The 24,075-nt window shown below is 71.7% G+C and carries 28 protein-coding genes; 9 read left to right on the top strand and 19 right to left on the bottom strand.

Annotated elements, in window-relative coordinates:
• Positions 1-30: 30 nt before the first annotated feature.
• From ACZ6QO_RS13140 to ACZ6QO_RS13120, 5 genes are all read right to left on the bottom strand, one after another.
• Positions 31-606, bottom strand: a complete 576-nt coding sequence (locus tag ACZ6QO_RS13140; protein WP_465850400.1) for a helix-turn-helix domain-containing protein — start codon at positions 604-606, stop codon at positions 31-33.
• A gap of 128 nt (positions 607-734) precedes the next feature.
• Entirely contained in the window at positions 735-890 is a 156-nt protein-coding gene (locus ACZ6QO_RS13135) for a hypothetical protein (protein ID WP_465850399.1), read from the bottom strand.
• Complete coding sequence (locus tag ACZ6QO_RS13130; protein ID WP_465850397.1) at positions 887-1,453, bottom strand: dihydrofolate reductase family protein; 567 nt, start codon at positions 1,451-1,453, stop codon at positions 887-889. The genes ACZ6QO_RS13135 and ACZ6QO_RS13130 overlap by 4 nt, the downstream gene beginning before the upstream one ends.
• Before the next feature lie 171 nt (positions 1,454-1,624).
• Positions 1,625-2,062, bottom strand: coding sequence for a VOC family protein (locus tag ACZ6QO_RS13125; RefSeq protein WP_465850396.1), 438 nt, complete (start codon positions 2,060-2,062; stop codon positions 1,625-1,627).
• Between the two features lies 1 nt (position 2,063).
• Positions 2,064-2,648 carry a DinB family protein gene (locus ACZ6QO_RS13120; protein WP_465850394.1) on the bottom strand — a complete coding sequence of 195 codons (585 nt, stop codon included), beginning with the start codon at positions 2,646-2,648 and terminating at the stop codon, positions 2,064-2,066.
• Positions 2,649-2,766: 118 nt separating this feature from the next.
• Between ACZ6QO_RS13120 and ACZ6QO_RS13115 the strand changes: the two genes are divergently transcribed.
• Entirely contained in the window at positions 2,767-3,570 is an 804-nt protein-coding gene (locus tag ACZ6QO_RS13115; RefSeq protein ID WP_465850392.1) for an arsenate reductase/protein-tyrosine-phosphatase family protein, read from the top strand.
• The gene (locus tag ACZ6QO_RS13110) at positions 3,567-3,953 is read left to right on the top strand and encodes a VOC family protein (RefSeq protein WP_465850390.1); all 387 of its coding nucleotides are present in this window, start codon (positions 3,567-3,569) and stop codon (positions 3,951-3,953) included. Before ACZ6QO_RS13115 ends, ACZ6QO_RS13110 begins: the two co-directional genes overlap by 4 nt.
• Positions 3,954-4,030: 77 nt before the next feature.
• Here ACZ6QO_RS13110 and rox read toward each other — a convergent pair whose 3' ends face one another.
• The 3 genes from rox to ACZ6QO_RS13095 all read right to left on the bottom strand — a co-directional run bounded on the left by rox (position 4,031) and on the right by ACZ6QO_RS13095 (position 8,695).
• Positions 4,031-5,455 (bottom strand): rifampin monooxygenase, encoded by a 1,425-nt coding sequence (gene rox / locus ACZ6QO_RS13105; RefSeq protein ID WP_465850692.1) that lies wholly within the window; start codon positions 5,453-5,455, stop codon positions 4,031-4,033.
• Between the two features lie 333 nt (positions 5,456-5,788).
• A complete protein-coding gene (locus ACZ6QO_RS13100) occupies positions 5,789-7,543 on the bottom strand; it encodes a glucuronyl esterase domain-containing protein (RefSeq protein WP_465850389.1) in 1,755 nt (584 codons plus the stop codon).
• 291 nt (positions 7,544-7,834) lie between these two features.
• Positions 7,835-8,695, bottom strand: coding sequence for a carotenoid biosynthesis protein (locus tag ACZ6QO_RS13095; RefSeq protein WP_465850387.1), 861 nt, complete (start codon positions 8,693-8,695; stop codon positions 7,835-7,837).
• Between the two features lie 199 nt (positions 8,696-8,894).
• Between ACZ6QO_RS13095 and ACZ6QO_RS13090 the strand changes: the two genes are divergently transcribed.
• Positions 8,895-10,172 (top strand): sensor histidine kinase, encoded by a 1,278-nt coding sequence (locus ACZ6QO_RS13090; protein WP_465850386.1) that lies wholly within the window; start codon positions 8,895-8,897, stop codon positions 10,170-10,172.
• On the top strand, positions 10,169-10,891 hold the full coding sequence (locus tag ACZ6QO_RS13085; protein ID WP_465850384.1) for a response regulator transcription factor: 723 nt from the start codon (positions 10,169-10,171) through the stop codon (positions 10,889-10,891). Before ACZ6QO_RS13090 ends, ACZ6QO_RS13085 begins: the two co-directional genes overlap by 4 nt.
• 59 nt (positions 10,892-10,950) lie before the next feature.
• Here the strand turns inward: ACZ6QO_RS13085 and ACZ6QO_RS13080 are convergent, their stop codons facing one another.
• The 5 genes from ACZ6QO_RS13080 to ACZ6QO_RS13060 all read right to left on the bottom strand — a co-directional run bounded on the left by ACZ6QO_RS13080 (position 10,951) and on the right by ACZ6QO_RS13060 (position 15,024).
• On the bottom strand, positions 10,951-11,547 hold the full coding sequence (locus ACZ6QO_RS13080) for a TetR/AcrR family transcriptional regulator (protein ID WP_465850383.1): 597 nt from the start codon (positions 11,545-11,547) through the stop codon (positions 10,951-10,953).
• Positions 11,548-11,652: 105 nt separating this feature from the next.
• Positions 11,653-13,230 (bottom strand): aldehyde dehydrogenase (NADP(+)), encoded by a 1,578-nt coding sequence (locus ACZ6QO_RS13075; RefSeq protein ID WP_465850381.1) that lies wholly within the window; start codon positions 13,228-13,230, stop codon positions 11,653-11,655.
• Position 13,231: 1 nt separating this feature from the next.
• Positions 13,232-13,879, bottom strand: coding sequence for a cysteine hydrolase family protein (locus ACZ6QO_RS13070; protein WP_465850379.1), 648 nt, complete (start codon positions 13,877-13,879; stop codon positions 13,232-13,234).
• A gap of 149 nt (positions 13,880-14,028) precedes the next feature.
• On the bottom strand, positions 14,029-14,250 hold the full coding sequence (locus ACZ6QO_RS13065; RefSeq protein ID WP_465850377.1) for a hypothetical protein: 222 nt from the start codon (positions 14,248-14,250) through the stop codon (positions 14,029-14,031).
• A gap of 6 nt (positions 14,251-14,256) precedes the next feature.
• The gene (locus tag ACZ6QO_RS13060) at positions 14,257-15,024 is read right to left on the bottom strand and encodes a DUF998 domain-containing protein (protein WP_465850375.1); all 768 of its coding nucleotides are present in this window, start codon (positions 15,022-15,024) and stop codon (positions 14,257-14,259) included.
• Positions 15,025-15,190: 166 nt separating this feature from the next.
• Here ACZ6QO_RS13060 and ACZ6QO_RS13055 point away from each other — a divergent pair, with 166 nt between their 5' ends.
• Complete coding sequence (locus ACZ6QO_RS13055; RefSeq protein ID WP_465850373.1) at positions 15,191-15,796, top strand: TetR/AcrR family transcriptional regulator; 606 nt, start codon at positions 15,191-15,193, stop codon at positions 15,794-15,796.
• A gap of 71 nt (positions 15,797-15,867) precedes the next feature.
• On the opposite strand, the gene ACZ6QO_RS13050 is transcribed toward ACZ6QO_RS13055, so the two are convergent.
• The 3 genes from ACZ6QO_RS13050 to ACZ6QO_RS13040 form a co-directional block, all read right to left on the bottom strand.
• Positions 15,868-16,350 carry a GerMN domain-containing protein gene (locus tag ACZ6QO_RS13050; RefSeq protein ID WP_465850371.1) on the bottom strand — a complete coding sequence of 161 codons (483 nt, stop codon included), beginning with the start codon at positions 16,348-16,350 and terminating at the stop codon, positions 15,868-15,870.
• An 8-nt stretch (positions 16,351-16,358) separates the two neighbouring features.
• Entirely contained in the window at positions 16,359-17,798 is a 1,440-nt protein-coding gene (locus tag ACZ6QO_RS13045) for an ATP-binding protein (RefSeq protein ID WP_465850369.1), read from the bottom strand.
• 71 nt (positions 17,799-17,869) lie between these two features.
• On the bottom strand, positions 17,870-18,544 hold the full coding sequence (locus ACZ6QO_RS13040) for a response regulator (protein ID WP_465850367.1): 675 nt from the start codon (positions 18,542-18,544) through the stop codon (positions 17,870-17,872).
• A gap of 191 nt (positions 18,545-18,735) precedes the next feature.
• On the opposite strand from ACZ6QO_RS13040, the gene vanY-N reads away from it, so the two are divergent.
• Together vanY-N and ACZ6QO_RS13030 are read left to right on the top strand one after the other, a co-directional pair.
• Positions 18,736-19,308 carry a D,D-peptidase/D,D-carboxypeptidase VanY-N gene (gene vanY-N, locus ACZ6QO_RS13035; RefSeq protein WP_465850365.1) on the top strand — a complete coding sequence of 191 codons (573 nt, stop codon included), beginning with the start codon at positions 18,736-18,738 and terminating at the stop codon, positions 19,306-19,308.
• Between the two features lie 196 nt (positions 19,309-19,504).
• Positions 19,505-19,657 (top strand): hypothetical protein, encoded by a 153-nt coding sequence (locus ACZ6QO_RS13030; RefSeq protein WP_465850363.1) that lies wholly within the window; start codon positions 19,505-19,507, stop codon positions 19,655-19,657.
• Positions 19,658-19,691: 34 nt separating this feature from the next.
• Here ACZ6QO_RS13030 and ACZ6QO_RS13025 read toward each other — a convergent pair whose 3' ends face one another.
• Complete coding sequence (locus ACZ6QO_RS13025) at positions 19,692-19,922, bottom strand: hypothetical protein (RefSeq protein WP_465850361.1); 231 nt, start codon at positions 19,920-19,922, stop codon at positions 19,692-19,694.
• A gap of 139 nt (positions 19,923-20,061) precedes the next feature.
• Between ACZ6QO_RS13025 and ACZ6QO_RS13020 the strand changes: the two genes are divergently transcribed.
• Together ACZ6QO_RS13020 and ACZ6QO_RS13015 are read left to right on the top strand one after the other, a co-directional pair.
• Positions 20,062-20,631, top strand: a complete 570-nt coding sequence (locus ACZ6QO_RS13020) for a TetR/AcrR family transcriptional regulator (RefSeq protein WP_465850360.1) — start codon at positions 20,062-20,064, stop codon at positions 20,629-20,631.
• Between the two features lie 100 nt (positions 20,632-20,731).
• The gene (locus tag ACZ6QO_RS13015; protein WP_465850359.1) at positions 20,732-21,907 is read left to right on the top strand and encodes a GDSL-type esterase/lipase family protein; all 1,176 of its coding nucleotides are present in this window, start codon (positions 20,732-20,734) and stop codon (positions 21,905-21,907) included.
• An 80-nt stretch (positions 21,908-21,987) separates the two neighbouring features.
• On the opposite strand, the gene ACZ6QO_RS13010 is transcribed toward ACZ6QO_RS13015, so the two are convergent.
• Entirely contained in the window at positions 21,988-22,884 is an 897-nt protein-coding gene (locus ACZ6QO_RS13010) for a helix-turn-helix transcriptional regulator (protein ID WP_465850357.1), read from the bottom strand.
• Positions 22,885-23,269: 385 nt separating this feature from the next.
• Positions 23,270-23,953 (bottom strand): response regulator, encoded by a 684-nt coding sequence (locus ACZ6QO_RS13005; RefSeq protein ID WP_465850356.1) that lies wholly within the window; start codon positions 23,951-23,953, stop codon positions 23,270-23,272.
• Positions 23,954-24,075 lie beyond the last annotated feature (122 nt).

Genomic DNA, 24,075 nt, shown 5'->3' with positions numbered 1-24,075 from the left:
GGGCCAAGTCGGTGCGTCCGGGTCGGTCTTTCAGCCGGTGACCGGGGAGGCGATGACCACGGTGACGTCGGCGGATGTGTCGCCGGTGCGATAGCAGTGCGGGGCGTCGCCGGCGAAGGCCAGCATGTCGCCGACCTCCAGGCGGCGCAGATCGTCGGCCGGACCTGCGAGAAGACCGCCGGAGGCGACCAGGAGATGCTCGATGGTGCCGGGGGCGTGGGGAACGCCGTCGACGGCGGTGTCCGGCGGGAGACGCAGCCGCCAGATCTCCAGGCTGTGGCCGCCGCTGATCCGGCGCAGCAGTTCGCGGGTGGGCTCGTCCCGGCCGGCGACCGTCGAGGCGAGGTGCACGGTGCCGGGGTCGCCGTGGCGGATGAGCAGGTCGGTGAGCGGGATGGCGAGGGCGACGGCGATGGCGTCCAGGGTGTCGAGAGTGGGGTTGCCCAGGCCCGCCTCCAGTTGCGACAGGGTCGCCTTGCTCAGCCCGGTGCGTCGGGCCAGTTCGGCCTGGCTCATGCCGCGCTGCTGCCGGCGGCGCTGGATCTGGACACCGGCCGCGGCGGCGGCGGTGCTGGCGGGACGGCGATCTCGGCCGGGCGCGCTCATCGCGGCGCCCTGTGGGCGGCGGTGCGGGAGACGCGGAGGCGGCCCTTCTTCGGCTTCACGACGGAGATCGTCCCATGCCGCAGGTCGGCGAGGCTGCGCATGTGGGGCGGCACGGCGGACGTTCGCGGTCATCCATCGGGTACCTCGGATACCACGAACTCGGCGCCGGCGGTCAGCTCCACCTCGGGGCCGAAGAGCCTGGCCGGGGTGAACGCGCCGGGGCGGCCCTCGCCCTTGGCCGGCCGCAGGGCCACCTCGGTGACGGCGCCGACCGTGAAGGTCATGCCTGGACGCGCTCGTATCGGGTCACGGTCACCTGGGAGTCCAGCATGCGGCACTCGACGGGGCGCAGGGTCAGGCGGCCCGGACGGGGCGCGAAAAGCGGCTTGCCGCCGCCCAGTACGACCGGGTGGATCGCGATGTGGTACTCGTCGATCAGGCCCAGGTCCGTGAGGGCGGCCGCCAGGCTGGAGCCGCCGGTCAGCAGGAGGTCCTTGCCGGGTTGCCGCTTGAGCTCCTCCACCTCGGCGGAGAGATCACCACCGATGATCCGGGCGGCCCATTCGTCGTCCTTCAGCGCGGTGGAGAAGACGATCTTCGGAGTGGCGCGCCACCGAGGGGCGAACACGGCGACGTGCGGGTGGTCCGACATCGACTCGGCGTTCGGCCAGAAGTACACCATGCCCTCCCACACGCCGCGTCCGTACAGGAAGGTGTCGGCCCGGTCGCTCAGCATCTCCGAGTAGGCCGACATCTCCTCCCCCATCACCGGCCAGTCGAACTCGCCCCGCGGTCCGTCGATGTACCCGTCGATCGACGCGTGCACCCAGTGAATGATCTTTCGCATGTCCGTCTCCTTCGCACGATGCCCGCTTTCGCAAGGTGGTCGGAGCCGCGGGACGGTTCTCTACATCGGCCGCAGAAATTTCCGTTCGCCGGACGCGCGCCCGGCGGTCACGGCGGGCCACGCCTCAGCCGAGGCGCAGCCCGGCACCTCAGGCGAGGCGCGGCCGTCACCTCAGTCCAGGCAGAACTCGTTGCCCTCCGGGTCGGCCATGATGATGTGGCCGCCGTCGAGCGGAGGAGCGGGCTCGTGACGGCGGAGCCGGGTGGCGCCGTGCGAGACGAGCCGCTCGGCCTCCGCCTCCAGGGCCGCCATCCGCGCGTCGCCCTGGAGCCCGGGGGCGGCCCGCGCGTCGAGGTGGACGCGGTTCTTCGCCTGCTTGCCCTCCGGCACCCGCTGGAAGAACAACCGCGGACCCGATCCGTCCGGGTCGACCACCGCCGAGCGGTCGTTGCGCCTTTCGGGCGGCACGCCCAGCGCGTCCAGGGCCTGCTCCCACGACTCGAAACCCGGCGGCGGGTCCTGCAACCGGTAACCGAGGGCCTCGGCCCAGAAGGCCGCCAACCCGGCCGGGTCGGCGCAGTCGAAGGTGATCTGGACTTCGCGGGCCATCTCAGCTCGCCTCCTGTCGGATCCGCCGGTGAGTGTGCTGGTAGAGGTCGCGGAGCAGGCACACCTCGGCCAGGTGGTGGATCAGTTCGCGGTTGATGTGCAGCACGAGCGCCGCAAGAGGATGGTCGGCGTACAGCCCTTCCCCTTCCCCGCACGGGCGGGCGAGGCCCTCCTCGCCGAGGGATTCCACCCCGGCGAGCCACGCGGCGTACTCGGCGTCGAGCCGGGCCAGCGCCTCGGTCGCGGTCGGGGCGTACTCGAACGACTGGTAGTCGGTGGGCGCGGCGCCGAAGTGGGTGGCGTTGCGCATCGCGAGCACGCCGACGATCACGTGCCCGAGCCGCCAGGCGATCGTCGTGAACGGCGGCGGGTCGGGCACCGGCATCGCGAAGTCGATGGTCATCGCGCCGGACCCGGCCTGCACAGGTGCGGTGCCGGTGCCGCGCGGGCGCACGTTCCAGCAGCCGGGCGCCGGCTCCCAGAAGTACTCCTCATCGGTGAGCCCGTCGAGACGCTCACGCAGCTGGGTGGTCCAGTGCCAGGTGAGCTGCTCTCGGAGCAGGGAGTTCCAGTTCTGATCGGTCATGACTCGCATCCTTGCCCCCATAGCGGACGGGATCGGTCCGCGATCCGCGCCCGTCGTGATCGAGTGGGCGGCGATGGCCGGCAAAGTGCATCGAAATAGATTGATGTATCCTCGGGCCATGACGCCGTCCGAACAAGCCGTCCTGCCGCCGTTCCTCCGGCTGGCCGCCCACGGGGTGCGCTGGCGGCTGCTGCGCGAACTGGCGCGCGGCGATCTCCGCGTGCGAGAGCTGGTCGCGCTGGTCGGCCAGCCGCAGAACCTGGTCTCCTACCATCTGCGGCTGCTGCGCTCCGGCGGGCTGGTCGCGGCCCGCCGCAGCAGCTTCGACGGCCGCGACACCTACTACCACCTGGACCTGGAGCGCTGCGCGGACGCGCTGGCGGCCGCCGGCGCCGCCCTGCATCCCGCGCTACGCCTGCTCCCCGCCCCGCCGGCGGTCGCGGCGGAAGACCCGCCCGCGCCCTCCGTGCTGTTCCTGTGCACCGGCAACAGCGCCCGCTCCCCCATCGCCGAGGCTCTGCTGCGCCACCGCACCGGCGGCCGCGCCGAGGTGACCAGCGCCGGCAGCCATCCGAAAGCGCGCCTGCACCCCGACGCCGTGCGCGTGCTGCACCAGCGGTACGGGATCGACATCGCGGGCCGGCGGCCGCGGCATCTGGACACGATGACCGGCCGCCGGTTCGACTACGTGATCAGTCTGTGCGACAGAGTGCGCGAGGTCTGCCCCGAGTTCGACGGTCACCCGCAACGCCTGCACTGGAGCATCCCCGACCCGGCCGCCCCCGGCGACGACGTCGCCGGGCCCGACCACGCAGCGTTCGACCATTCCGCGTTCGACCGTACCGCCGCCGAGATCGACACCCGCGTCCGCTATCTGCTGCCCGTCCTCGCCCACACCCCAGACCGGGAGGTCCAGCCATGACATCGCCCGACCGGCTCGCCGGCGTCCGCTACATCGTCGACGACGTCCAGGCGGCCGTCGACTTCTACACCACCCACCTCGGGTTCAGCGTGAACATCAGCGCCGCTCCCGCCTTCGCCGATGTCATCCGCGGCCCGCTGCGGTTGTTGCTGTCCGGGCCCGCCAGTTCCGGGGCCCGCGCCACGCCCGAGGACGCCCGCACCGGCGGCCGCAATCGCATCCACCTCATCGTCGACGACCTCGACGCCGAGATCGACCGGCTGCGTACGGCGGGACTCGCCTTCCGCGGCGACGTGGTCGCCGGCCCGGGCGGGCGCCAGATCCTGCTCACCGACCCCGCCGGCAACCTCGTCGAGCTCTTCGAACCCGCCCACCGCCGCTGACCTTCTCCTTCAGGCGAATCGGGGCGAGGGCCTCGTGCGCGCAGGCGAGGTCAGCCGGCGGGGGCGCTCGGGCGAGATCAGCCGGTGGGTCTGCCGAACCAGCGGGAGAGGTGGTCGTCCAGGTCCTGCTGATCGTCGCCGACCCACGCGACATGGCCGTCGGGGCGTAGCAGGACGCACGGGGCATCCAGCGCCGCAGTGGGATCGGCGAGGTGATCGACCCGGTCTGACCAGCCGCCGGCGGTGAGGCGTTCGGTGCGGTCCAGCAGCAGGCCGCGGCCGTGGTGCAGCAGATCGTAGAGGCGGCCCTGTTTCACCTCGATGTCGGGCAGGCGGCGGCCGAGCAGGCCGGGGCCTTCGCCGAAGTCGTAGCGGACGCCGATCGCGGTGATCTTCTCGATGAGATGGCGGTTCACCTCGTCGAAGTCCATCAGTTCGGTGAGCAGCCTGCGCACGGCCCGCGGGCCCGGTTCGGCCGACAGCAGCTCCATCTGGGCGCGGGTGTTGTCCAGCACGTCCTCGGCGACCGGGTGGCGTTCGGCCTGGTAGGTGTCCAGCAGTGTGTCCGGCGCCCAGCCGCGGATCTGCGCGGCCAGTTTCCAGCCGAGGTTGAACGCGTCCTGGACGCCCAGGTTGAGGCCCTGCCCGCCGATGGGCGGATGGATGTGCGCCGCGTCGCCGGCCAGCAGCACCCGCCCGACCCGATAACGTTCGGCCAGCCGGGTGGCGTCCCCGAAGCGGGACAACCAGCGCGGGGAGTGCACGCCGAAGTCGGTTCCGGCGATGGCGCGCAGCTGTCGCCTGAAATCCTCGAGGGTGGGCGGTTGCGCGCGATCGCCGACTCCGGCGGCGGGGACGACGACGCTGTAGACCCCTCCGCCGAACGGCCTGAGCCAGAACTGCCTGTGGGTCTGCTGGACCTCGGTCACCCTGGCGGTGATCTCCTCCTGCGGCGCACCCACCTCCATCTCGCCCATCAGCGTCTCGGTCCGCGAGGGCTCGCCGGGGAAGCCGACGCCGAGCAGTTTGCGCACCGTGCTGCGCCCGCCGTCACAGCCGATGAGATAGCGGGCACGCAGCCGTTCACCGTCGGCCAGTTCGACGGTCACCCCGTCCTCGTCCTGCTCGAAGCCGGCCACCGTACGACCGCGCCGGACCTGCGCGCCCAGTTCGATCGCGTGGTCTTCCAGCAGGCCTTCGATGACCGGCTGCGGGATGCCCAGCAGATAGGCGTGCGCGGAGTCCAGGCCCTTGGGCGCGGGTTTGGCGATGGCGGCGAAGAAGCCGGCGGCCGGGCGCCGTCTTCCGTGTTCGAGCATGCGATCGAGCAGTCCGCGCATCGCCATCAGTTCGAGGCTGCGAATGTGCAGGCCGACTATGCGGACGAACGACTTGGGCTCGGTCTCCTTCTCCAGAACGAGTACCCGCACGTCGTGCAACCGCAGTTCGGCGGCCAGCATCGCACCGGTCGGCCCGCATCCGGCGATGATCACGTCGAACATCAGGGGCGCGCGATCGGCGCCGGAGGCCGGCGACCGCAGTGCGGAGACGCCCCCCACTGTCGGGGCGTGCCCGGCCGAATCGTTCGACGACGGCTCGGCGGTGGACTGAGAGTGCATAGGTGTTGCCTTTCGGGAGTGCCTTGGTGGCGAGGCGCTCCCGGCGACACCTACGTCGATCGCCCGGCCGTGACGAGAAGAGGGAGCACCCACGGCGATACAGCGTTCATGGGTCTCACCTCCTCAGGCGGCGTCACGGTCGAGTGCAAGCTACAGGTCAGGGCGTCATCCCGTCCATTCCTTTTCCCGGCCACGTGATCATGACTCCGAACGGGTTCAGGACGCGGTGCAACTCAGCGTGGGGGTCGCCGCGCCGCCGCCGGCGGTGAAGCCGAAGGTGGTGGAGGCGTTGCCGGCGAGCGCGCCGTTCCACGACTCGTTGCGAACCGTGACATCGGCTCCGGAGCCCGAGCGGACGCCGCCCCACAGCTGGGTGATGGTCTGGGACCCGGGCCAGCTCCAGTTGACCGTCCAGCCCCTGATCGCGCTGGTGCCGGCGCGGACGGTCACGGTCGACTGGAAGCCGCCGGGCCAGGAGTTCACCATCTGCATCGTGGCCGCGCACCCACCGGGTACTGGAGTCGGCGTCGGCGTCGGCGTCGGAGTCGGGGTGACGGTCGGAGTCGGAGTGGGCGTCGGCGTCGGAGTCGGGGTGGGCGTGGGGGTGACGGTCGGGGTGGGGGTGGGCGTCGGGTTCGGGGTGTCGGTGAGGGTGGGGGTGGTCCAGTCGCGCCATTCGGCGAGGTTGCCGCCGGCACGGGAGGAGATTCTCATGGCGCCGGAGGCGCTGCCGGTCCTGAGCAGGAACTTCTGGATGTTCTGCTGCAGCGGGGTGCGCCACTCCGAGCGGTTGGCGCAGTGGCTGCCGTCCTGGACGTCGGACCAGTAGGTGATGTCGGCGCCCGCGCCGAGGGCCTTGTAGACCTCGGCGCCGCCGAGGGCGGCGACGCTCGCCGAGCGGGGGCCGAGGTTGGCGATGTGCGGGTTGTCCATGATGAACAGGCCACGGGGCGCGATCATGGCGACCATCTGGTGGGTGTCGACGGGCAGGCGGGTGGGACTGCCGGTGAACGAACCGAAGGCGTCGCCGAACCAGGGCTGTTCGCCGTAGGCGCTGGAGAGGCTCTGGGCGCCTTCGCCGGGGATGCCGCGGAAGATCGGCACACCGGCGGTGCCCGACTCGATGGGCATGGTCAGCGCGACGCGCTGGTCGAACACCCCGGCCACGAAGGCGCCCTTGCCGAAGCGGGAGCATCCGGTGACGCCGGTGGCGTCGGCCTTGAGGATGCCGCCGCCGGACTGTTCGATGACGTCGATGATGCGGCTGACACCCCAGGCCCAGGCGGCGAGCAGGCCGGTGGTGCTGCCGGAGCCGTAGATGCTGTAGAAGGCGCCCTGTTTGTTGCTGCGCGGGGTGCCTTCCTTGCCGACGGCGTAGGGGTCGTAGGTGATGACCGCGGCGCCGGAGGAGCGGATGGTGGCGGTGTCCGCGCCGAACCCGCCGTAGACGATCACGGCGGGGAACGGCCCGGTGCCGGAGGGAAGCTGCACACCGGCGGAGAAACTGGAGCTGCGGCCGTTGTGGGACACGTTCACGGTGATGTTGCTGGACGAGACGGTGCCGGTGACGCTGGAGGGCTTGCCGGGCTTCTCCCCGTAGACGAACTTCTCGGCCAGCTTCTTGATCTCCTCGCGCCGGCACCGCCAGTCGGCCTTGCTCGTTATGCGGGTGCCGTCCAGTCTCTTGAACGGGTCGGGCAGCCGGGAGACGGTCGGCAGTGAGCCGGCGTCGGGCAGGGCGGGCACCGGGCAGTCGGCGCCCTCGTCCTCGACACCGGCCGCGACCTGCGCGAAAGCGCCACCGGGCGTGGCGGCGCGCGGCGGCGTGGCGGTGCCGGTGAGTGCTGTGCCGCCGGTCAGTGCGGCGGCGGCGTCTGTCACCGACACGGTGCCGGCGGCCGCGAGCATGCTCGCCATGGCCAGCGCGATGAGCGTCGATCGGGTCCTGCGGCGGCCTGTACTGATGGTCATCAGGGCTCTCCTTCCGGGCGGGACGGTGGAAGGGACGACCGCCGATCGATGATCGAAGGCACCGGGCGCGGCGCCGGATCATGGGCGCCAGGCCGTACGCATCGCGGGGGTGTCCAGCCGCGATCAGTCTGGAAACCTTGCTAAAAGGTGTCAAGAATGCGGCGAGATGTTCTTACGCCGATGACGGGTGGAGCTTCCGCGAGCAGGTGTCGAGGTGAACGGCCCGATGAAAGCTTCGGAAACTAGCGCAAATACGGATGGCCATACCTCTTCGCATCCACATTCCGAGCGCTAGGCCGGCGGGGTGACGGAGCCGCGCCGGGCGAGGGTGAGCGCGGCGAGAACGACGATGAAGAACATGCCGTAGATCGCGGTCAGCGCCGACGTCTCGTAGATGTCGCCGGTACGCCACGTCCGCCCCAGAGCGTCGGTCACGGTGGTGCGCTCGCGGGTCAGGAAGGCGATGACGAACGTCGCGGCGGTCGCGGCGTACAGCAGCAGCACCTGCACGTGGGACGCCGTGGCCGGCTCGGGCGCCGCGGCCGGCTCTGGGCCGTAGGAGCGCAGGTACAGCGCGAAGAGCTGCAGGAACAGGTAGGTCGTCAGCGACCACCCGAGGAAGTTGACCAGCGGGACGCCGAAGAACCCGCCGCCGTCCTCCCAGATCCACAGTTTCTGGACGGTGGAGAGCGTGGGATCCATCGCCAGATCCCAGGCGACCATGGCGAAGGACGCGATGACCGGTGTCCCGATCGTGGTCAGCGGGCCGGAGCCGCGGCGGACGTCTCCGGCCAGCAGTGTGGCGATCGTCCACGCCAGATAGCCGGTGGCCGCGTAGGCGGGCCCGATCATCACCGGGACCAGGAACAGCTGCGGGTGCACGGTGTAGTGGTAGTGCCCGAACGGGAAGCCGGTCAGAATGCTGAGGTTCTCCAGGATGTTGCTGACCAGCAGCGTGACCGCGTAGAACACCGCGATCGCGCGCGGGCCGTACCGGAGGGAGCCGTGCAGCAGCGTGAACACCGTCTGGGCGAGAAGCAGCACCGGGACGCCCATGCCGGGACTGAGGCTCTTCGTCAGCTGCAGGATCAGCACGAGGCCGGTGACGATCCACAAAGCGGTCAACGCCGATCGGCGCTGGTCTGCGGCCATTGGTGCCTCCGTGGTGCTGTTCGACTTGGCGGGACGCGTGTCGATCGTCGCGGCACCGGGGCGGCCGCCGCGTCCGGCGGGCCGATGGCGCGGCTACGCTGATCCGCGCACCCGGCCGGTGCCCGGATACGCCCTTCGTCGTAGGCGGTCGCGCGCCTGGGCGGAGTGTTCCGGCGCCGGGCGACCGTAGGATCGCGGCATGGGACTCCGCCCGGCGTCGTTGCGCCTGCCCGCGACGGCGCAGGACGTACTGCTCGCCCTCTTCGTCACCGTGATGCAGGTTCAGGGCACCGTGGCGCGCAATGCCGGTGAGGTGGCGTCGCGCCCCCTCACCGACCTGGGCAATCTGGGATATGTCCTGCTGATCGCGAGTGGTGTGGTCGTCGCCGTCCGCCGCCGGCGGCCGGTGCCGGTGTTCGTCACCACCGCGCTCACCAGCCTGGTGTACTTCGGCCTCGGCTTCCCTGACGGGCCTGGCTGGCTCGGGCTCTTCGTCGCCCTGTACACCGTGACCGCCTACGGTGACGGGCGCCGGTCGCTGCTGACGGCCGGCGTGGGGATTTCGGTGCTGGCCGCCGGCTGGCTGGTCGCCGCAGCCGACATCGAGCCGCGCGCCGCCATCGGCTGGGTGTTCTTCCGGATCGGCGCCTCGGTCATGAGCGCGGCCCTGGGCGAATCCGTCCGGTCCCGGCGGGTCATCGCGGCCGAGGCTCAGGAACGGGCCGAGCTGGCCGAACGCACTCGCGAGGAGGTGGCGCGGGCGCGGGTCGACGCCGAACGGCTCCGCATCGCGCGCGAGGTCCACGACACCGTCGCCCACGCCATAGCGATCATCAACGTCCAGTCCGGTGTCACCGCGCACGTGCTCGACAAGCGGCCGCAGGTGGCGCGCGAGGCGCTGCTGGCCATCGAGCAGACCAGTTCACGGGCGCTGCGCGAGATGCGGGCCATCCTCGGGGTGCTGCGTGACGACGACGACGGGCGCGAGCCGTACCCGGGGCTGGGGCAGATCGACGAGCTGACCGCCAAGGCGCGCGAGGCAGGGCTCGACATCAAGCTTGAGGAGACCTCACCCGCGGCGCCGTTGCCGAGCGCGGTGGGCAGTGCCGCCTACCGCATCCTCCAGGAGTCGATCACGAACGTGATCCGCCATGTCGGCCCGACCCGGGTCACCGTGGCGGTCAACCCCGGCGCCGAGGTCCTGGAGATCCGCGTGACCGACGAGGGCCGCCGCGCCGTCCCTGGCGACCTCACGGGCCCGCGCCCGCCGGCCCGCCGTCCGAACGGCACAGGCGGCACTGGCGGCACGACCGGCACGGGCAGCACGGGCGGCGGGGACGAGTCCGGCCGCGGGATCCGCGGAATGCGCGAACGGTGCCAGCTGCTGGGCGGGGAACTGGACGCGAGGCCACTTCCGGGCGGCGGGTTCGAGGTCAGGGCACGACTGCCCATCGCGCCGGCCGGGCCGCGCCTGTGAGCGCGGCGGCCGCGTCACCGCCCGCCGACGCCTCGATCAGGGTGCTGGTCGCCGACGACGAGGGCCTCGTGCGCTCCGGGTTCAAGGTCCTGCTCGACGTGGAGGACGACATCACGGTGGTGGCCGAGGCCACCAACGGCGCCGAAGCCGTCGAGCGGGCCCGCGCCACCCGTCCCGACGTCGTCCTCATGGACATCCGCATGCCCAAGCTGGACGGCATCCAGGCCACCGCCCAGATCGCCCGGACACACGGGCTGGAGCGGGTCCGCGTCCTCATCCTCACCACCTACGACACCGACGAGTACGTCTTCGACGCACTGCAGGCCGGCGCCAGCGGCTTCCTGCTCAAGGACGCGGGCCCGGCCGAGCTTCTGCATGCCATCCGGGTGGTCGCCGCCGGTGAGGCGCTGCTCGCGCCGCGGATCACCCGCCGCCTCATCGGCCGGTTCGCCGCGCAGTACAGGGCCGCCCAGGCCGCCGACACCCGGCTCGCGGCGCTGACCGAGCGCGAGCGCGAAGTCCTGGCCCTGGTGGGACGAGGGTTGAGCAACAACGAGATCGGCGCCGAACTGTTCCTCAGCCCGGCCACCGTGCGCACGCATGTCAGCCGCGCGATGGCGAAACTGGGCGCGCGCGACCGCGCGCAACTGGTCGTCACCGCCTACCGGACCGGACTGGTCAGCCCGGACGACCCGGCGCCGCCGACCACCACGCGCTGACCCCCGATGCGGCCGCCGTGGACTGCCGGGCGGGCCGTGGTCAGCGTCGTGACCAACGGTCAGCGCCGTTTCAGCCGCTCGGTGACGGTCTCCAGCAGTTCGTCGGAGAAGGCCGGGTCGGCCACGGCCCTGGACATGAGCATGGCGCCGACCAGGGCGCTGAGGGTGAGCATCGCCTCGGCCCGGGCGTCCTCGGAGCCCGAGCCACCCGAGCCACCCGAGTCACCGGACTCGTCGGTGAGGTCGGCGAGCAGGTCCAGGTAGGTGCGGACCTGCTTCTCGTAGGCCTCCTTGAGCGGGACGTCGCCCCGTCCGGCGGCGGCGCCGAGCGTGACCAGGGCGCAGCCGGTGGACGGAGAGTCGCGGTGCTGTCGTGCGAGGTAGGCGTCGATGAGCCCGGTCCGCGGTTCCCGTTCGTTCGCCCGAGCGGCCGTCTCCATCTTGGCCGAGCCCTCGGCCAGGGCCAGTTCCCCGGCCTGGGCGATGAGGTCGTCGCGGGAGGCGAAGTGCTTGTAGAAGCCGCCGTGCGTCAGCCCCGCCTCTTTCATGAGCTCCGCGACGCCGGGACGGGTCACGCCCTCGGCGCGGACCTTGCGGGCCGCGATGCGCAGCACCCGCTCGCGGGACGCCGCCTTCTCCGCTCGCGAGTGTCCCATCGCACCCCTCCTGTTCCAGACGGCACCATGGCCGGGCAAAGCTGGATGACGCCCATCATATGGATACGGCAACTACGGTGCCTCGGGCCGCCCGCGTGCGGCTCGTCAGTCGCGGGTGAGGTGACCGTCGACCAGCCGCCAGAGCCCCAGCGGGTTGTGCGCGGCCAGCGCGTCGGGCAGCAGCTCCTCGGGGAAGCCCTGGTAGGTGACGGGACGCAGGAACCGGTCGATGGAACTCATGCCGACCGAGGTGAAACGGCTGTCGGTGGTCGCCGGGAACGGCCCGCCGTGGATGGTGGCGTGGCCGACCTCCTGCGGGTGGGCGAAGGCGTTGACCACGATGCGGCCGGTGCGCCGCTCCAGGATCGGCAGCAGCCGCGCCGCGTCGCCGTAGTCGGGCCGGTCGAGGTGCATCGTCGCCGACAGCTGGCCGCGCAGGCCGCGGGCCACCTGCAACAGCTGGTCGACGCCGGTCAGGCGGACCAGGAGCGCGGCCGGTCCGAAGACCTCCTCGCCCAGCGCGGGGTCGGCCAGGAACCGGTCCCCGTCGACTTCGAGCAGGTGCGCGCGGCCTTCCCAGGCGCTTCGGGGCTGCGGGCCCTGCGCGAGGAGCGTGGCGCCGGAGTCGCGCAGCCGCCGTGCGCCCTGGACGTAGGCGTCGTGGATGCCGGGGGTCAGCATGGGACGCGCGTCCATCGCCCTCACCCGTGCGGCGGCCGCGTCGCGCATCTCGGCGTAGCCCGCGCCGTCGACGGCGAGCAGGATGGCCGGCTTCAGGCAGGCCTGCCCGACGTTGACGAGCATGCGCTCGGCGAAGCCGTCGCCGATCTCGCCGCCGCGCGCCGCCAGCGCCGCGGGCAGGACGAACGTCGGGTTGACGCTGGTCATCTCGGCGAAGACCGGGATCGGGTCGGGGCGCAGCAGGGCCCTCCGGTACAGCGCCATGCCGCCGGCCTCGGAACCGGTGAAGGACACCGCCTTGATCAGCGGGTGGTCCACCAGGGCCTCGCCGATCTCGTTGCCCGCCCCGCGCACCAGGGAGAACACGCCCTCGTGCAGTCCGGAGTCGGCGACGGCGCTCTGGATGACGCGCGCGGCCAGCTCCGACGCGCCCGGGTGGGCGTTGTGGGCCTTGACGACGACCGGGCAGCCCGCCGCCAGCGCGGAGGCGGTGTCGCCGCCGGCGACCGAGTAGGAGATGGGGAAGTTGCTCGCGCCGAAGACGGCGACCGGGCCGATCGCGATCTTCTGCATGCGGTGGTCCATGCGCGGCCGCGGCCGCCGCCGCGGCTGCGCCGGGTCCCAGGTGGCGTGGCGGAAGCGGCCCTGGCGGACCACCTCGGCGAACTGCCGGAACTGGACGGCGGCCTTGGCCGCCTCGGCCTCCAGTTGCGCGACCGGCAGGCCGGTCTCCAGCGACGCCCGCTCGGCCAGTTCCCGGCTCGCCGCGTCGAGCCGGTCCGCGATCAGCTCCAGGAAGGCGGCGCGCTCTTTGAGCCCGGTGCCGTTGTAGGTGTCGAAGGCCGCGTCGGCCAGCCGCGCGGCACGGTCGGCCTCGGCCGGGCCGCCGAGCGCGAAGTCCGGCTCGATCCGTTCGCCCGTCGCGGGGTTGAGCGCCTTCACCGTGCCGTCGGACGCCGCCACCGATGCGGAGCCGATCAGCATGTCTCCGGTCAGTGCCATCTCAGTGCTCCTCGTTCGCCAGCGTCCGCGACAGTTCCGCCGCGGTGGTGATGGTGTGGGCGTAGGTGGGCCCGTTGAGCTCGTGGGCGGCGTGCATCATCTCGGGCTTGAAGGCGGCGGTGGCGTCGCGGACGAGGGTGACGTGGTAGCCGAGTTCCATGGCGAAGCGGCCGGTGGATTCGATGCAGGTGTTGGCGAGCAGCCCGATGACGATGACGTGGGTGACGCCGTGCTGCTTGAGCTGGAAGTCCAGGTCGGTGCCGGCGAAGCCGCTCTGCGCCCAGTGCTCGTGGGCGATCACGTCGCCGTCGGCGGGCTGGAAGTCGGGGTGGAACTGCCCGCCCCAGGTGCCCAGCGCGAAGGTGTGGCGCTCGCGGATCCCCTGCTGGGTCGGGTTGGGGTGGTCCCAGCCCTCGTAGTCGCCCTCCTGCCAGCGCCGGTGCGGGACGAAGACGATGCGCAGGCCCGCGCGGCGGCCGGCGGCGACGACGGTGCGCAGGTTGTCCAGCAGGCCGACGTCGGTGGCCACACGCTGGAGCGCCGGCCAGAGCTTGCCTCCTTCGGACAGGAAATCGTTGTACGGGTCGACCAGCAGGACCGCGGTGCGGCCGGGGTCGTAGGCGTGCGTCATGGTGCGGGTCACTTCCACGTGTGGATTATGTTCGTCATCCTCATTCAGGATTATCCACATCATCCTGAAATGTCAAGCGACCGCTGCCGGCGCGGGTGGCGGCGGCGCCGGGCGAATCCAGGCGCGGTGTACGACGGCACGGCCGTGCACGGGGAGGGCACCGGATGTCACCGCTCCGATGTGGCGGAGATCACCGGGCTGGGCCAGGCCGGGCTCACCCCTGTCAACCTGGCCTGTTCAGGGGCGGAGACCCGGCACGTCAGCAACGAGGCGTTCAAGGAGAACACCGCGTCCCAGGCCGAACTGCTCGCGCAGGTGGCCGCCGCCCAGCAGGTCAAGGTGGTCGTGCTGTCGATCGGCGGCAACGCCCTGACGCGGACAGTGAACAACCCAGCTCAGTCGGTCGCCGAGGGACGGCTGCACCCATGCCAGAGGGCAACTCCCGCGCAGCTGAGGCCGAGCAGGAACGGATGGACGGCGCCGCGTTCGATGAGGCCGACGAGGATGTTGACTCCGGAGATGAGGTCGGCGAAGTAGGCCACCATCGAGACCAGGCCGATCACGCCAACCGCGACCAGCGTCCGCCCGAGTTTCAGGGAGAGCCCGACGCGTCGGTGCATGCTCCCGAGCGCGATGGCCAGGACGTTGGCGCCGACGAAGCCTGCCAGGGCGCCCAAGGCATGGAAGTCGCCGGTGCCGTCGTTCATCGCCTCACCGGATCCGGGAAACAATCCCAGCAGGACGCCGCCGGCGGCCAGCAGCGTCGCGGGCACAAGCGCTGCCCAGCGGTGCCGGCCGAGCAGACCGCGCAGCACGGCCACACCGGCCAGAATCGTGATCCCGAACATGAAGAAGCCGGCGTTCATCACCCATGCCAGCGGTGAGTACATGTACTGCCCGAACAGTGTCGAGGGCCCGTGGACTCCGAGATTGCTGATGAAGTGGTACGTGTAGCTGTAGGGCGGATCCGTCCATGCCGCGGCGGCGATGAACTCGGCCAGCAAGAAGATCATCGGCCCCGCGATGAGCAAGGCTCCCGCGGTCCGGCGCCGCGAAGGCCGGCGCGCGTCGGCGACGAGCGCTTCAGGCTCCGCGTCGTTCGCGGGCTCGTTTCGTTCGAGGCTCGAGAGCGGGTTGATGTCGCCGGCCATGGTCATGGTCATGGTCCTTTCCAGTGTCGGCGCTGGGCGCCGGGGTCGGTACGGGTTCGCGCCGAGTCGACGCAGCACGGGGATCCCGGTCACCCGATAACTTCACTCGCACACTTACTATATCGAGACTACTTTTATCGTCAATGTGGTTGGAGTGCGGCACTAGTAGGATCTGGTCATGGTTGACGGAACGGCCGTGGGACGACGGGAACGCAAGAAGGCGGCAACGCGGGCGGCGATCTTGGACGCGGCAACGGCGCTCTTTCTCGAGCGCGGCTTCGACGGGGTCAGCGTTCGCGAGATCGCCGACAAGGCGGACGTCTCACCCAAGACGGTCTTCACGCATTTCCCGCAGAAGGAGGCGCTCGTCTTCAGCGACGAGGACGAACGGCATGAGCGCCTCGTGGCCGCGGTCAGCGGCCGGGCGCCGGGGACGACGATCTCTGACGCGCTGAAGGCGCACTACCTCTCCGAGATCGCCGCGATGAGGTCCGGGCCCCAACGCCAGATCCTCACCCTCATGGAAGAGACACCGGCCCTGATCGATTACGCGGAGAAGATGTGGTTCCGCCATGAGGGCGCCCTCGTCGCCGCGATCGCCGAAGAGCTCGGGCTCACGGAGCCGACCGACGAGATCCGCTTCTACGTCCGTTTCGCCCTGCAGATCCAGCTCAGCGCCACCCACGAGGCAAGTCCGGAATCAACCATCGATGCAGGGTTCCGACTTCTCGATGAAGGCTGGGCGCGCCACCACGAGGCCGGAGACCGGAGCGCATCCGGGTGAAGGCCCGCGAGCGCGTGGACCGCCATCACCCGCAAGGGCCGACCGATCCCGGGCGGGCCGCCCCGTCCTGGTCACCCCGGGCAGTCGCGGGGGTCGACGTTCTGCCCCTCACCGGCGACGGTGATCTGGACGGGGAGCCGCGGCGCCATGGTGGCGACCGTGCACACGATCTGCGCGACGGCCAGCTTGGACAGTTCGCCGGCCGGAGTGGACGGTTTCACCACCAGGCGGCCGGCGCGCTCGGCGGTCACCGAGAACGGGCCGGCCTCGGGCGGGACGTCGCTGGTGAGGCCGTCCGCCCGTTCCGCCGCGGTCGGCCCGGCGGCCAGCAGTGCGAGCGTGTCCGCCGGGGACGGCCGGCGGCCGGGCCGCGTCGCCGCGCTGAGCCGGCCGTCCTTCACCAGATAGAGGGTGATCTTCATGGTCGGAGCGACGGGTCCGCGCGGCGGTTCGCCGACGCGGATGGGGTCGCTGGGCCGCACGCCGCACCCGGCCGCGGCGACGAGCGACACCAGGCCCGCGGCGAGCGCGCGGCGGACGGGCCCGGTGCGCATTCGGGGCCTCATTCGGGGCCTCCGTCCGGATCGTGTGCCCGGCGTGGCAGGCGCAGCGTGAACACGGCGCCGCCGTCCGAGGCGTTGGCGACGGTGAGGTCGCCCCGGTGCAGGCGCGCGTTCTCCCGCGCGATGGCCAGGCCGAGGCCGCTGCCCTCGGACCTGGCCCTGGCCGCGCTGGCCTTGTAGAACCGGTCGAACACGTGCGGCAGCACCGCTTCGTCCAGCCCCGGCCCATGGTCGCGAACCTCCAGAGTGAGCTGGTGCGGGTCGGCGGACAGCCGTACCGACACCGGCGGCTCGCCGTGCCTCAGGGCGTTGCCGACCAGGTTGGCGAGGACGACGTCCACGCGGCGCGGGTCCAGCCGCGCCGTCACCGCGGATGGGAGCTCGGTCCGCACCTGCTCCGACCAGCCGCGCACGCGCAGGGTCGCGCGTACCAGCTCGGCGACGTCCACGTCGTTCAGCGCAAGGGCCGCCACGCCGGAGTCGAACCTGCTGATCTCGATGAGGTCGTTCACCAGCGCGGTGAGGTTGAGCGTCTCCTGGCTGACCAGCCTGGCGGCCCGGCCGGCGGGCTCGGGCAGCCCGGCCGCCTCCTCGTCCAGGACGTCGGCGACCGCGGTGAGCGCGGCCAGCGGGGTGCGCAGTTCGTGGGACACGTCGGCGACGAACCGGCGGGCGTCGGCTTCCATCGCGCGCAGCTGCTCGACGTGCCGTTCCAGTTCCGCGGCGGTGTCGTTGAACGTGCGCGCCACATCGGCCAGCTCGTCGGAGCCGCTGACCGCGATCCTGGTGCGCAGCTCGCCCTCGCCCAGCAGGCGGGCCGCCCGGCCGAGCTCGCGCACCGGCCGCAGCACGCCGCGGGTGGCGAGCAACGCGAGGAAGACCGCGAACGCCAGGGCCGCCCCGCCGGTGAGCCAGGCGAAGGTGGCGAGCCGGTCGATGCTGGTCTGTTCGGGACCAAGACTGCGCGCGGTGTAGACCTCGATGCCCGACTGCCGCGTCGTCCCGTCCTGCTCGACGATCAGCAACGGCGTGCCGATGATCAGGTGGGGCCCGTCCTGCCACACCACGCGTTGCCAGGCGATGCTGCCTTCGGCCACCATCCGGCGCAGCCCTCGGGGGATCATCCCGGGATCCAGGCCGTGCCGGCACGGCACTCCGGGCGGCCCCGCCGCCGCGGGATCGGCGACCGGCGGGCACGGGCGGCGCAGGCCGGCCGGCGAGCGCGTCTGGTGGTAGACGGCGACCGCGTCGTTGTCCCCCTCGGCCACGATCGCGGCGATCTCGCCGAGCTCGCTCGCGTCCGGCGCCGGGCTGCGCAACGGGTAGAGCCTCTCCAGCCGGCTTCTCATCGCCTGCACCGCGGCGTCCTGGGCCCGTTGCAGGATGTCGTTGCGGGCCTGGACGTACATCCCGCCGGCCACGGCCACCGCGGTGACCACGCACAGCAGCGCGAACGCAAAAAGCAGCCTGGCACGTAGTCCAAGGCTCGGCCGAGGCGCCACCGCCCGGTTCACACCGGCCCGAACCGGTACCCGAACCCACGTACCGTCTGCACGTAGACGGGCGCCGCCGAGTCGTCCTCGATCTTCGCGCGCAGCCGCTGCACACACGCGTCCACCAGACGCGAGTCGCCGAAGTACCCGTGCTCCCACACCGATTCCAGCAGCTGCTGACGGCTGTGCACCCGGCCCGGCGTGCCGGAAAGCTCCAGCAGCAGGCGCAGCTCCGTCGGGGCGAGGCCGACCGGCACGCCGCCCTTGGCGACCACCAGCCCGGCCCGGTCGATGGTCAGATCCCCGTGCCGCTCCAGCTCCGCCTGGTCCCGGCCGATCCGCCGGAGCACCGCGCGGATGCGCGCCTCCAGCACCCTGGGCTGCACCGGCTTGACCACGTAGTCGTCGGCGCCCGCCTCCAGCCCGGCCACCACGTCCATGTCGTCGCCGCGCGCGGTCAGCATGATGATCGGCACCTCCCTGGCGGCCCGCATGCGGCGGCACACCTCGAACCCGTCCATGCCGGGCAACATCAGATCGAGAACGACGACGTCGGGAAGGTCCGCGCGCAGCCGGTCCAGCCCCTGCTCGCCGGACCCCACCGCGCTCACCCGGTGCCCGTGCCGGGTCAGGGCCAGCTCAAGGCCCTCGCGCACGGCCGGGTCATCCTCGATCAACAGCACTCGCGACACGCCCCCGATTATCACAGCACGCTCCGTAACTCGCCCGCAGGTCAGCGCCCTCCACTGTCGATCGGCCGTGTCCCCGCCTCGTCCGCGCCGTGTCATGGTCGTGTCACGGTCACGCCCCCGGTGGCCGCCGTCGACGAACGGTGACATTCGGCGGACGGCGCGCGTACATTCGGCGCCGATCGTGGTCGGCTATGAACGAACCACGTACCATCCCCCTCCGGCCCCGAGACCGGCTGTACGCCGTGGCCACGCTGGTGCTCGCCGTTCTCCTGCTGCCCGTGGCGTCGCTCCGCCGTCCGGGCCGTGCCCGCGAGCTGGCCTGCCGATGGGCGTTGGGGATGCGGTTCCCCGCCGAGGACCTCACCGGGCTCACCGACGGCGCCATGGCGGCGTTCACCGCGGCGCGCACCGAGGCGCTGTGGCGCCACGGCCGGCTCATCGGCCTCACCTCGGGATATCGCGATCCCCTCGTTCAGCAGCGGATGTTCGAGGAGGAGGTGCGCCGCTCAGGCTCACCGGCCTCGGCGCGCATGCTGGTGCTGCCACCGGCGGAGTCCTCCCACGTCAAGGGTATCGCGCTGGACGTGCGCCCCCACGAGGGCGCGCGCTGGCTGGAGGAGCACGGCGCCCGCTACGACCTCTACCGCATCTACGACAACGAGTGGTGGCACTTCGAGTACCGCCCGGACAGCACCGGCACGCCACCACGACGACGCCCCCACCCCGGCGTGCAGGAGGTCGCCGAGAACGGGGAGCGCACCTAGCCCCGATCCGGCTCCACCCCATGACGGCCGCCGGTTCCCAGGCCGGTCGCCGGGGCGGCCGCAGGAGCCGGCGGACCAGCGCGTCGTGAGCGCCCAGGGGGTGGTGCCCAGGCCTTGCAGCATGAGAGCGGCCAGGTTCAGCAGGCCGGCGGCGGCCAGGACGGTTCGGCGGCCAAGGACGTCGGACAGTCCCCCTGTGGGCAGCTCCAGCACGGCGGCGGTGCGAGAGCGCGCGGCGAAGAAGCCCGCGATGGCCACCAGGGACATGCCGCGTTCGGTGAAGAGCAGGATCGACGGCGCGATGGTCAGGCCGAGCGGCAGCCAGAAGAGCACACAGGCCGTGACGTAGCGCCGGCGCGCGGCGCGCATGCTCGGCGGCTCGGTCACGACGCGTCCGCGGACGCCGCGACAGCCGTTCCAGAGGTGTGCGGATCGACGGCGGGATCGAAGGCGGGATCGTACGGTGCGAGGGGCAGTCCGGCCATGAGGAGGACGACCTGCGCGCCGCGCGGGTCGTCCGCGTCCCGGACGCTCAGTTCCTCCGCTTTGCGATCGAGCGTCTGCCGCAACTCGGCGATGGACTCGGGGGTCAGCCGGAGCAGCAGATCGGTCATGCCCGACGGTTCCAGCCACTCCCGGCCGAGCCGTATTTCTTTGGGAAAGTGCGGCCGGAAGCCTCCTAAGCGGCAGGTCCATTTGCCTAGAAGTATTAGGTGGATGCATAATCGTTGTAGCCGGAAGGGGGAAGGTCATATGGTCAGGGCAGGGTTGACCCCGGAGCGTCTGACCCGGGAAGGGGCTCAACTGGCCGACGAGATCGGCTTCGAGCAGGTGACCGTCTCGGCGCTCGCCCGGCGGGTCGGGGTCAAGGTCGCGAGCCTGTACTCGCATCTGAAGAACTCCCACGACCTCAAGACCAGGATCGCCCTGTTCGCGCTGCAGGAGCTCGCCGACCGGGTGGCCGCCGCCCTGGCCGGACGGGCCGGCAAGGACGCCCTGGTCGCGTTCGCGGACGCCTATCGCGACTACGCCCGTGAGCACCCCGGCCGCTTCGCCGCGGCCCGGCTCCGGCTCGACCCCGAGACGGCGGCCGCCAGCGCCGGCGTCCGCCACGCGCAGATGACCCGGGCGATCCTGCGCGGCTATGACCTGACCGAGCCGGGCCAGACGCACGCGGTCCGGATGCTCGGCAGCGTCTTCCACGGCTACGTCAGCCTGGAACTTGCCGGCGGCTTCAGCCACACCGCCGTCGACTCACAGGAGTCCTGGGCCTGGATCCTGGACTCCCTCGACGTCCTGCTCCGGCAACGGGCCACGCCCTGACCGTGGCCACGGCCTGACCGGCAGCGGGGGCCGCACCTTAGAGGCGGTCCCCCGCGCCGTGCATGCACATCACAGAAATACCGATCAACAGGTTGAGACGATGAACACCGAACACGACTGGATCACCACGCCCGTCACCGCGGAGTTGTTGCGCGGCTTCCTCGATGTGGAAGCGACCGCCCACGGCCTGCTCCCCCACCGGCTGCCCGCTCAGGCGCGCCGGCGGATCCCCGACGACCAACTGGCCATGGCCGAGGCGCAGCCGTCCGGCGTACGGCTCGCGTTCCGCACCCGGGCCACCGCGATCGAACTGGACACGTTGCCCACCAAACGGGTCTACCAGGGGTTCCCCGCCCCGCCGGACGGCGTGTACGACCTGCTGGCCGACGGCCGTCTCACGGCCCAGGCCACGGTGCCCGGCGGCAGGGTCCACACCATCGACATGGCCACCCAGTCCGCCGAACTGCATGAGGGACCCGCCGGCACCGCCCGCTTCACCGGTCTGCCGGCCGGCGACAAGAACATCGAGATCTGGCTCCCGCACACCGAGATCACCGAACTGATCGCCCTGCGCACCGATGCCCCGGTCGTGCCGGCGCCCGACAGCGGGCGCAGGGTGTGGCTGCACCACGGCAGCTCCATCAGCCACGGGTCGAACGCCGCCAACCCCACGGCCACCTGGCCGGCCCTGGCGGCCGCCCAGGGCGGAGTGGAGCTGGTCAACCTCGGATTCGGCGGCAGCGCACTGCTGGACCCGTTCACCGCCCGCGCCATGCGGGACACCCCCGCGGACCTGATCAGCGTCAAGCTCGGCATCAACATCGTCAACCGCGACACGATGCGCCTGCGCGCCTTCACCCCCGCGGTCCACGGCTTCCTGGACACCATCCGCGACGGGCATCCGACCACTCCGCTGCTGGTCGTGTCCCCCATCCTGTGCCCGGTCCAGGAGGACACCCCCGGCCCCCTCGCCCCCTCCTTCGACGGCGGGACCCTGCGGTTCACGGCCACGGGCGATCCGGCCGAACGCGCCGCCGGGCGCCTCACGCTCAACGTCATCCGCGACGAGCTCGCCCGGATCGTCGAAGAGCGCATGGCCGACGACCCGCACCTGTACTACCTCGATGGCCGTGACCTGTACGGCGAGAAGGACTACGCCGAACTCCCGCTGCCCGACGAGGTCCACCCTGACCCCGCGGGACACCGCCGCATCGGCGAGAACTTCACCCGGCTCGTATTCGGCGACGGCGGCCACTTCGCCGCCCGGACCGGCTGACCACGCCGGCCCGCTCCCGCGCCCCGCCGGCAGGTCGCCGGCGTGATCGAGCGATGGGCGGCCGGACGCCTGACCGGCGCCTACTCCGGCGCCGAGGCGCTCGAAGTGTTCATGGCGTCCGGGGTGTCCGCGGTGTTCACCTGGTCCGAAGGACACCGCACCGTTCCGGGCGACGGCGCGTATTCAACGCGCCCGCGTCGGCCGAGCAGGATCAGCGCGTGCTCCGAGGCGCTGCCCGGCTCGGCCTGGAAGGCGATGAGCTTCTGTCCCGGCGTGCTGTCGATGCTCAGCACCTCCATGGTCGTGCTCAGGTCGCCGACCACGGCGTGGTGGAGGCGCACGGGGGAACGGACGCGGCTGCGCACGTCGTGGCGGACCCACAGCCGGCGGAACTGCTCGCTGCCCTGCCACAGCTCCTCCACCAGCTCGTTGAGGAACGGGTCGTCCCGCTCGGGGCCGATCGCGGCGCGCAGGTGGGCGATCTTGTGCCGGGTGTCCATGTCCCAGTCGAGGTAGAACTCCCGCGACCGGGGGTTGAGCAGGGCCAGCCGCAGCAGGTTGTCGTTGTGCTCCATGCCTTCGTACAGGGCGGTGGCCGCGGCGTTCTTGACGAGCACGTCCAGCCGGGTGTTCACCACGTAGGCCGCCACGCGGTCCCAGCTCTCGATCAGCCGCACCACGTTGGGGTCCACCCGGTCGGCGTGCACGATCGCCTCGCGTCTGTGCGCGCGCGGGTGGGCCAGCTCGTGCAGGTGCTCGGTGGCCTCGGCGTCCAGTCGCAGGACGCGGGCCAGGGACTCCAGCACCTGCTCGGAGGGGCGGCGTTCGCGTCCCTGTTCAAGCCTGACGTAGTAGTCGATGCTGACGCCCGCCAGCAGCGCCACCTCCTCGCGGCGCAGCCCCGGCGTCCTGCGGCGGTTCCCACCGGACGGGATGCCCACCTGATCAGGAGTCGTGCGCTGTCGCCTGGCCCGCAAAAACTCTCCCAGTGGCCTCTCACGGTCCATATCGACAAAATACGGCCTCCGCCCGCGTGCACCGCGAAGCTCCTGAGGCCGCGAACCGGCTGTCGCCCGAGGTCACGGCCCGATCGGTGCTCGCGGCCGCCGGCGGGGACGGGCGGCCGGATCGCCGGGCACGCGGCCTGAAGCCGCCCGGGGGACGCGGAGTCCGGAACCGTGGCGGCCGCGAGCGCCCGGGCATCGCGCCGGGCCGCCGGCCGTGCGGCGCACTGTGGACGGCGGCGAACGGACATCCGCCGCCTTTACCAAGGATTTACCCCTTCGCCTTTGCCGACGATTTACCCCCCAGCCGCGTCGTCCCTTGCCGCGTCGTCCCTTGCCGCGTCGTCCCTCGTCGCGCTCAGCCGGGACGCCGGCCGGGGTCCTGGGAACGCGGCACGACCAGCCCCGACTCGTACGCGGCGACCACCGCCTGAGTGCGGTCGCGCAGGCCGAGCTTGTTGAGCAGGCGGCTGACGTGCGTCTTGACCGTCTCCTCCGTGACGGTGAGCCGGCCCGCGATCTCCGGGTTGGACAGCCCCTCGGCGATGAGCCGCAGCACCTGCGTCTCACGGGGGGTGAGCGCGGCGAGCGCGGCGGCGGCCGGCGCGCCCGGCCCGGGGCGCAGCCGGGCGAACTCGCCGATGAGGCGGCGGGTGACCGCCGGGGCCAGCAGCGCCTCGCCGGCGGCGATGACCCGCACCGCGTCGAACAGCCGCTCGGCGGTGACGTCCTTGAGCAGGAACCCGCTGGCCCCTGCGCGCAGCGCGTCGTAGACGTACTCGTCCAGGTCGAAGGTGGTCAAGATCAGCACACGCGGCCCGGCTTCGGAGGAGCCGGCGAGCCGCCGGGTGGCCTCGATGCCGTCCATGCCGGGCATGCGCACGTCCATCAGGACGACGTCGGGGCGCGCCTGGCGGCACACCCGCACCGCCTCGGCCCCGTCCGCGGCGGTGCCGACGACCGCGAAGTCGGCCTGGGTGTCGAGCAGCTCGGCGAAACCGGCGCGTACCACCACATGGTCGTCGGCGACCACGATGCGCACCTTCGAAGGCTCGACCGTCTCGGACGTGTCGACTCTCTCGGACGTGTCGAAGGTGTCGGAAGTGTCGGACGGTCCAGAGCGCCCAGAAAATTTGGAGGGACCGGAGGATCCAGAGGGATCGG

It is taken from the genome of Sphaerisporangium sp. NPDC049457 (genome assembly GCF_055586705.1).
This window is presented reverse-complemented; position numbering and strand designations above follow the sequence as displayed.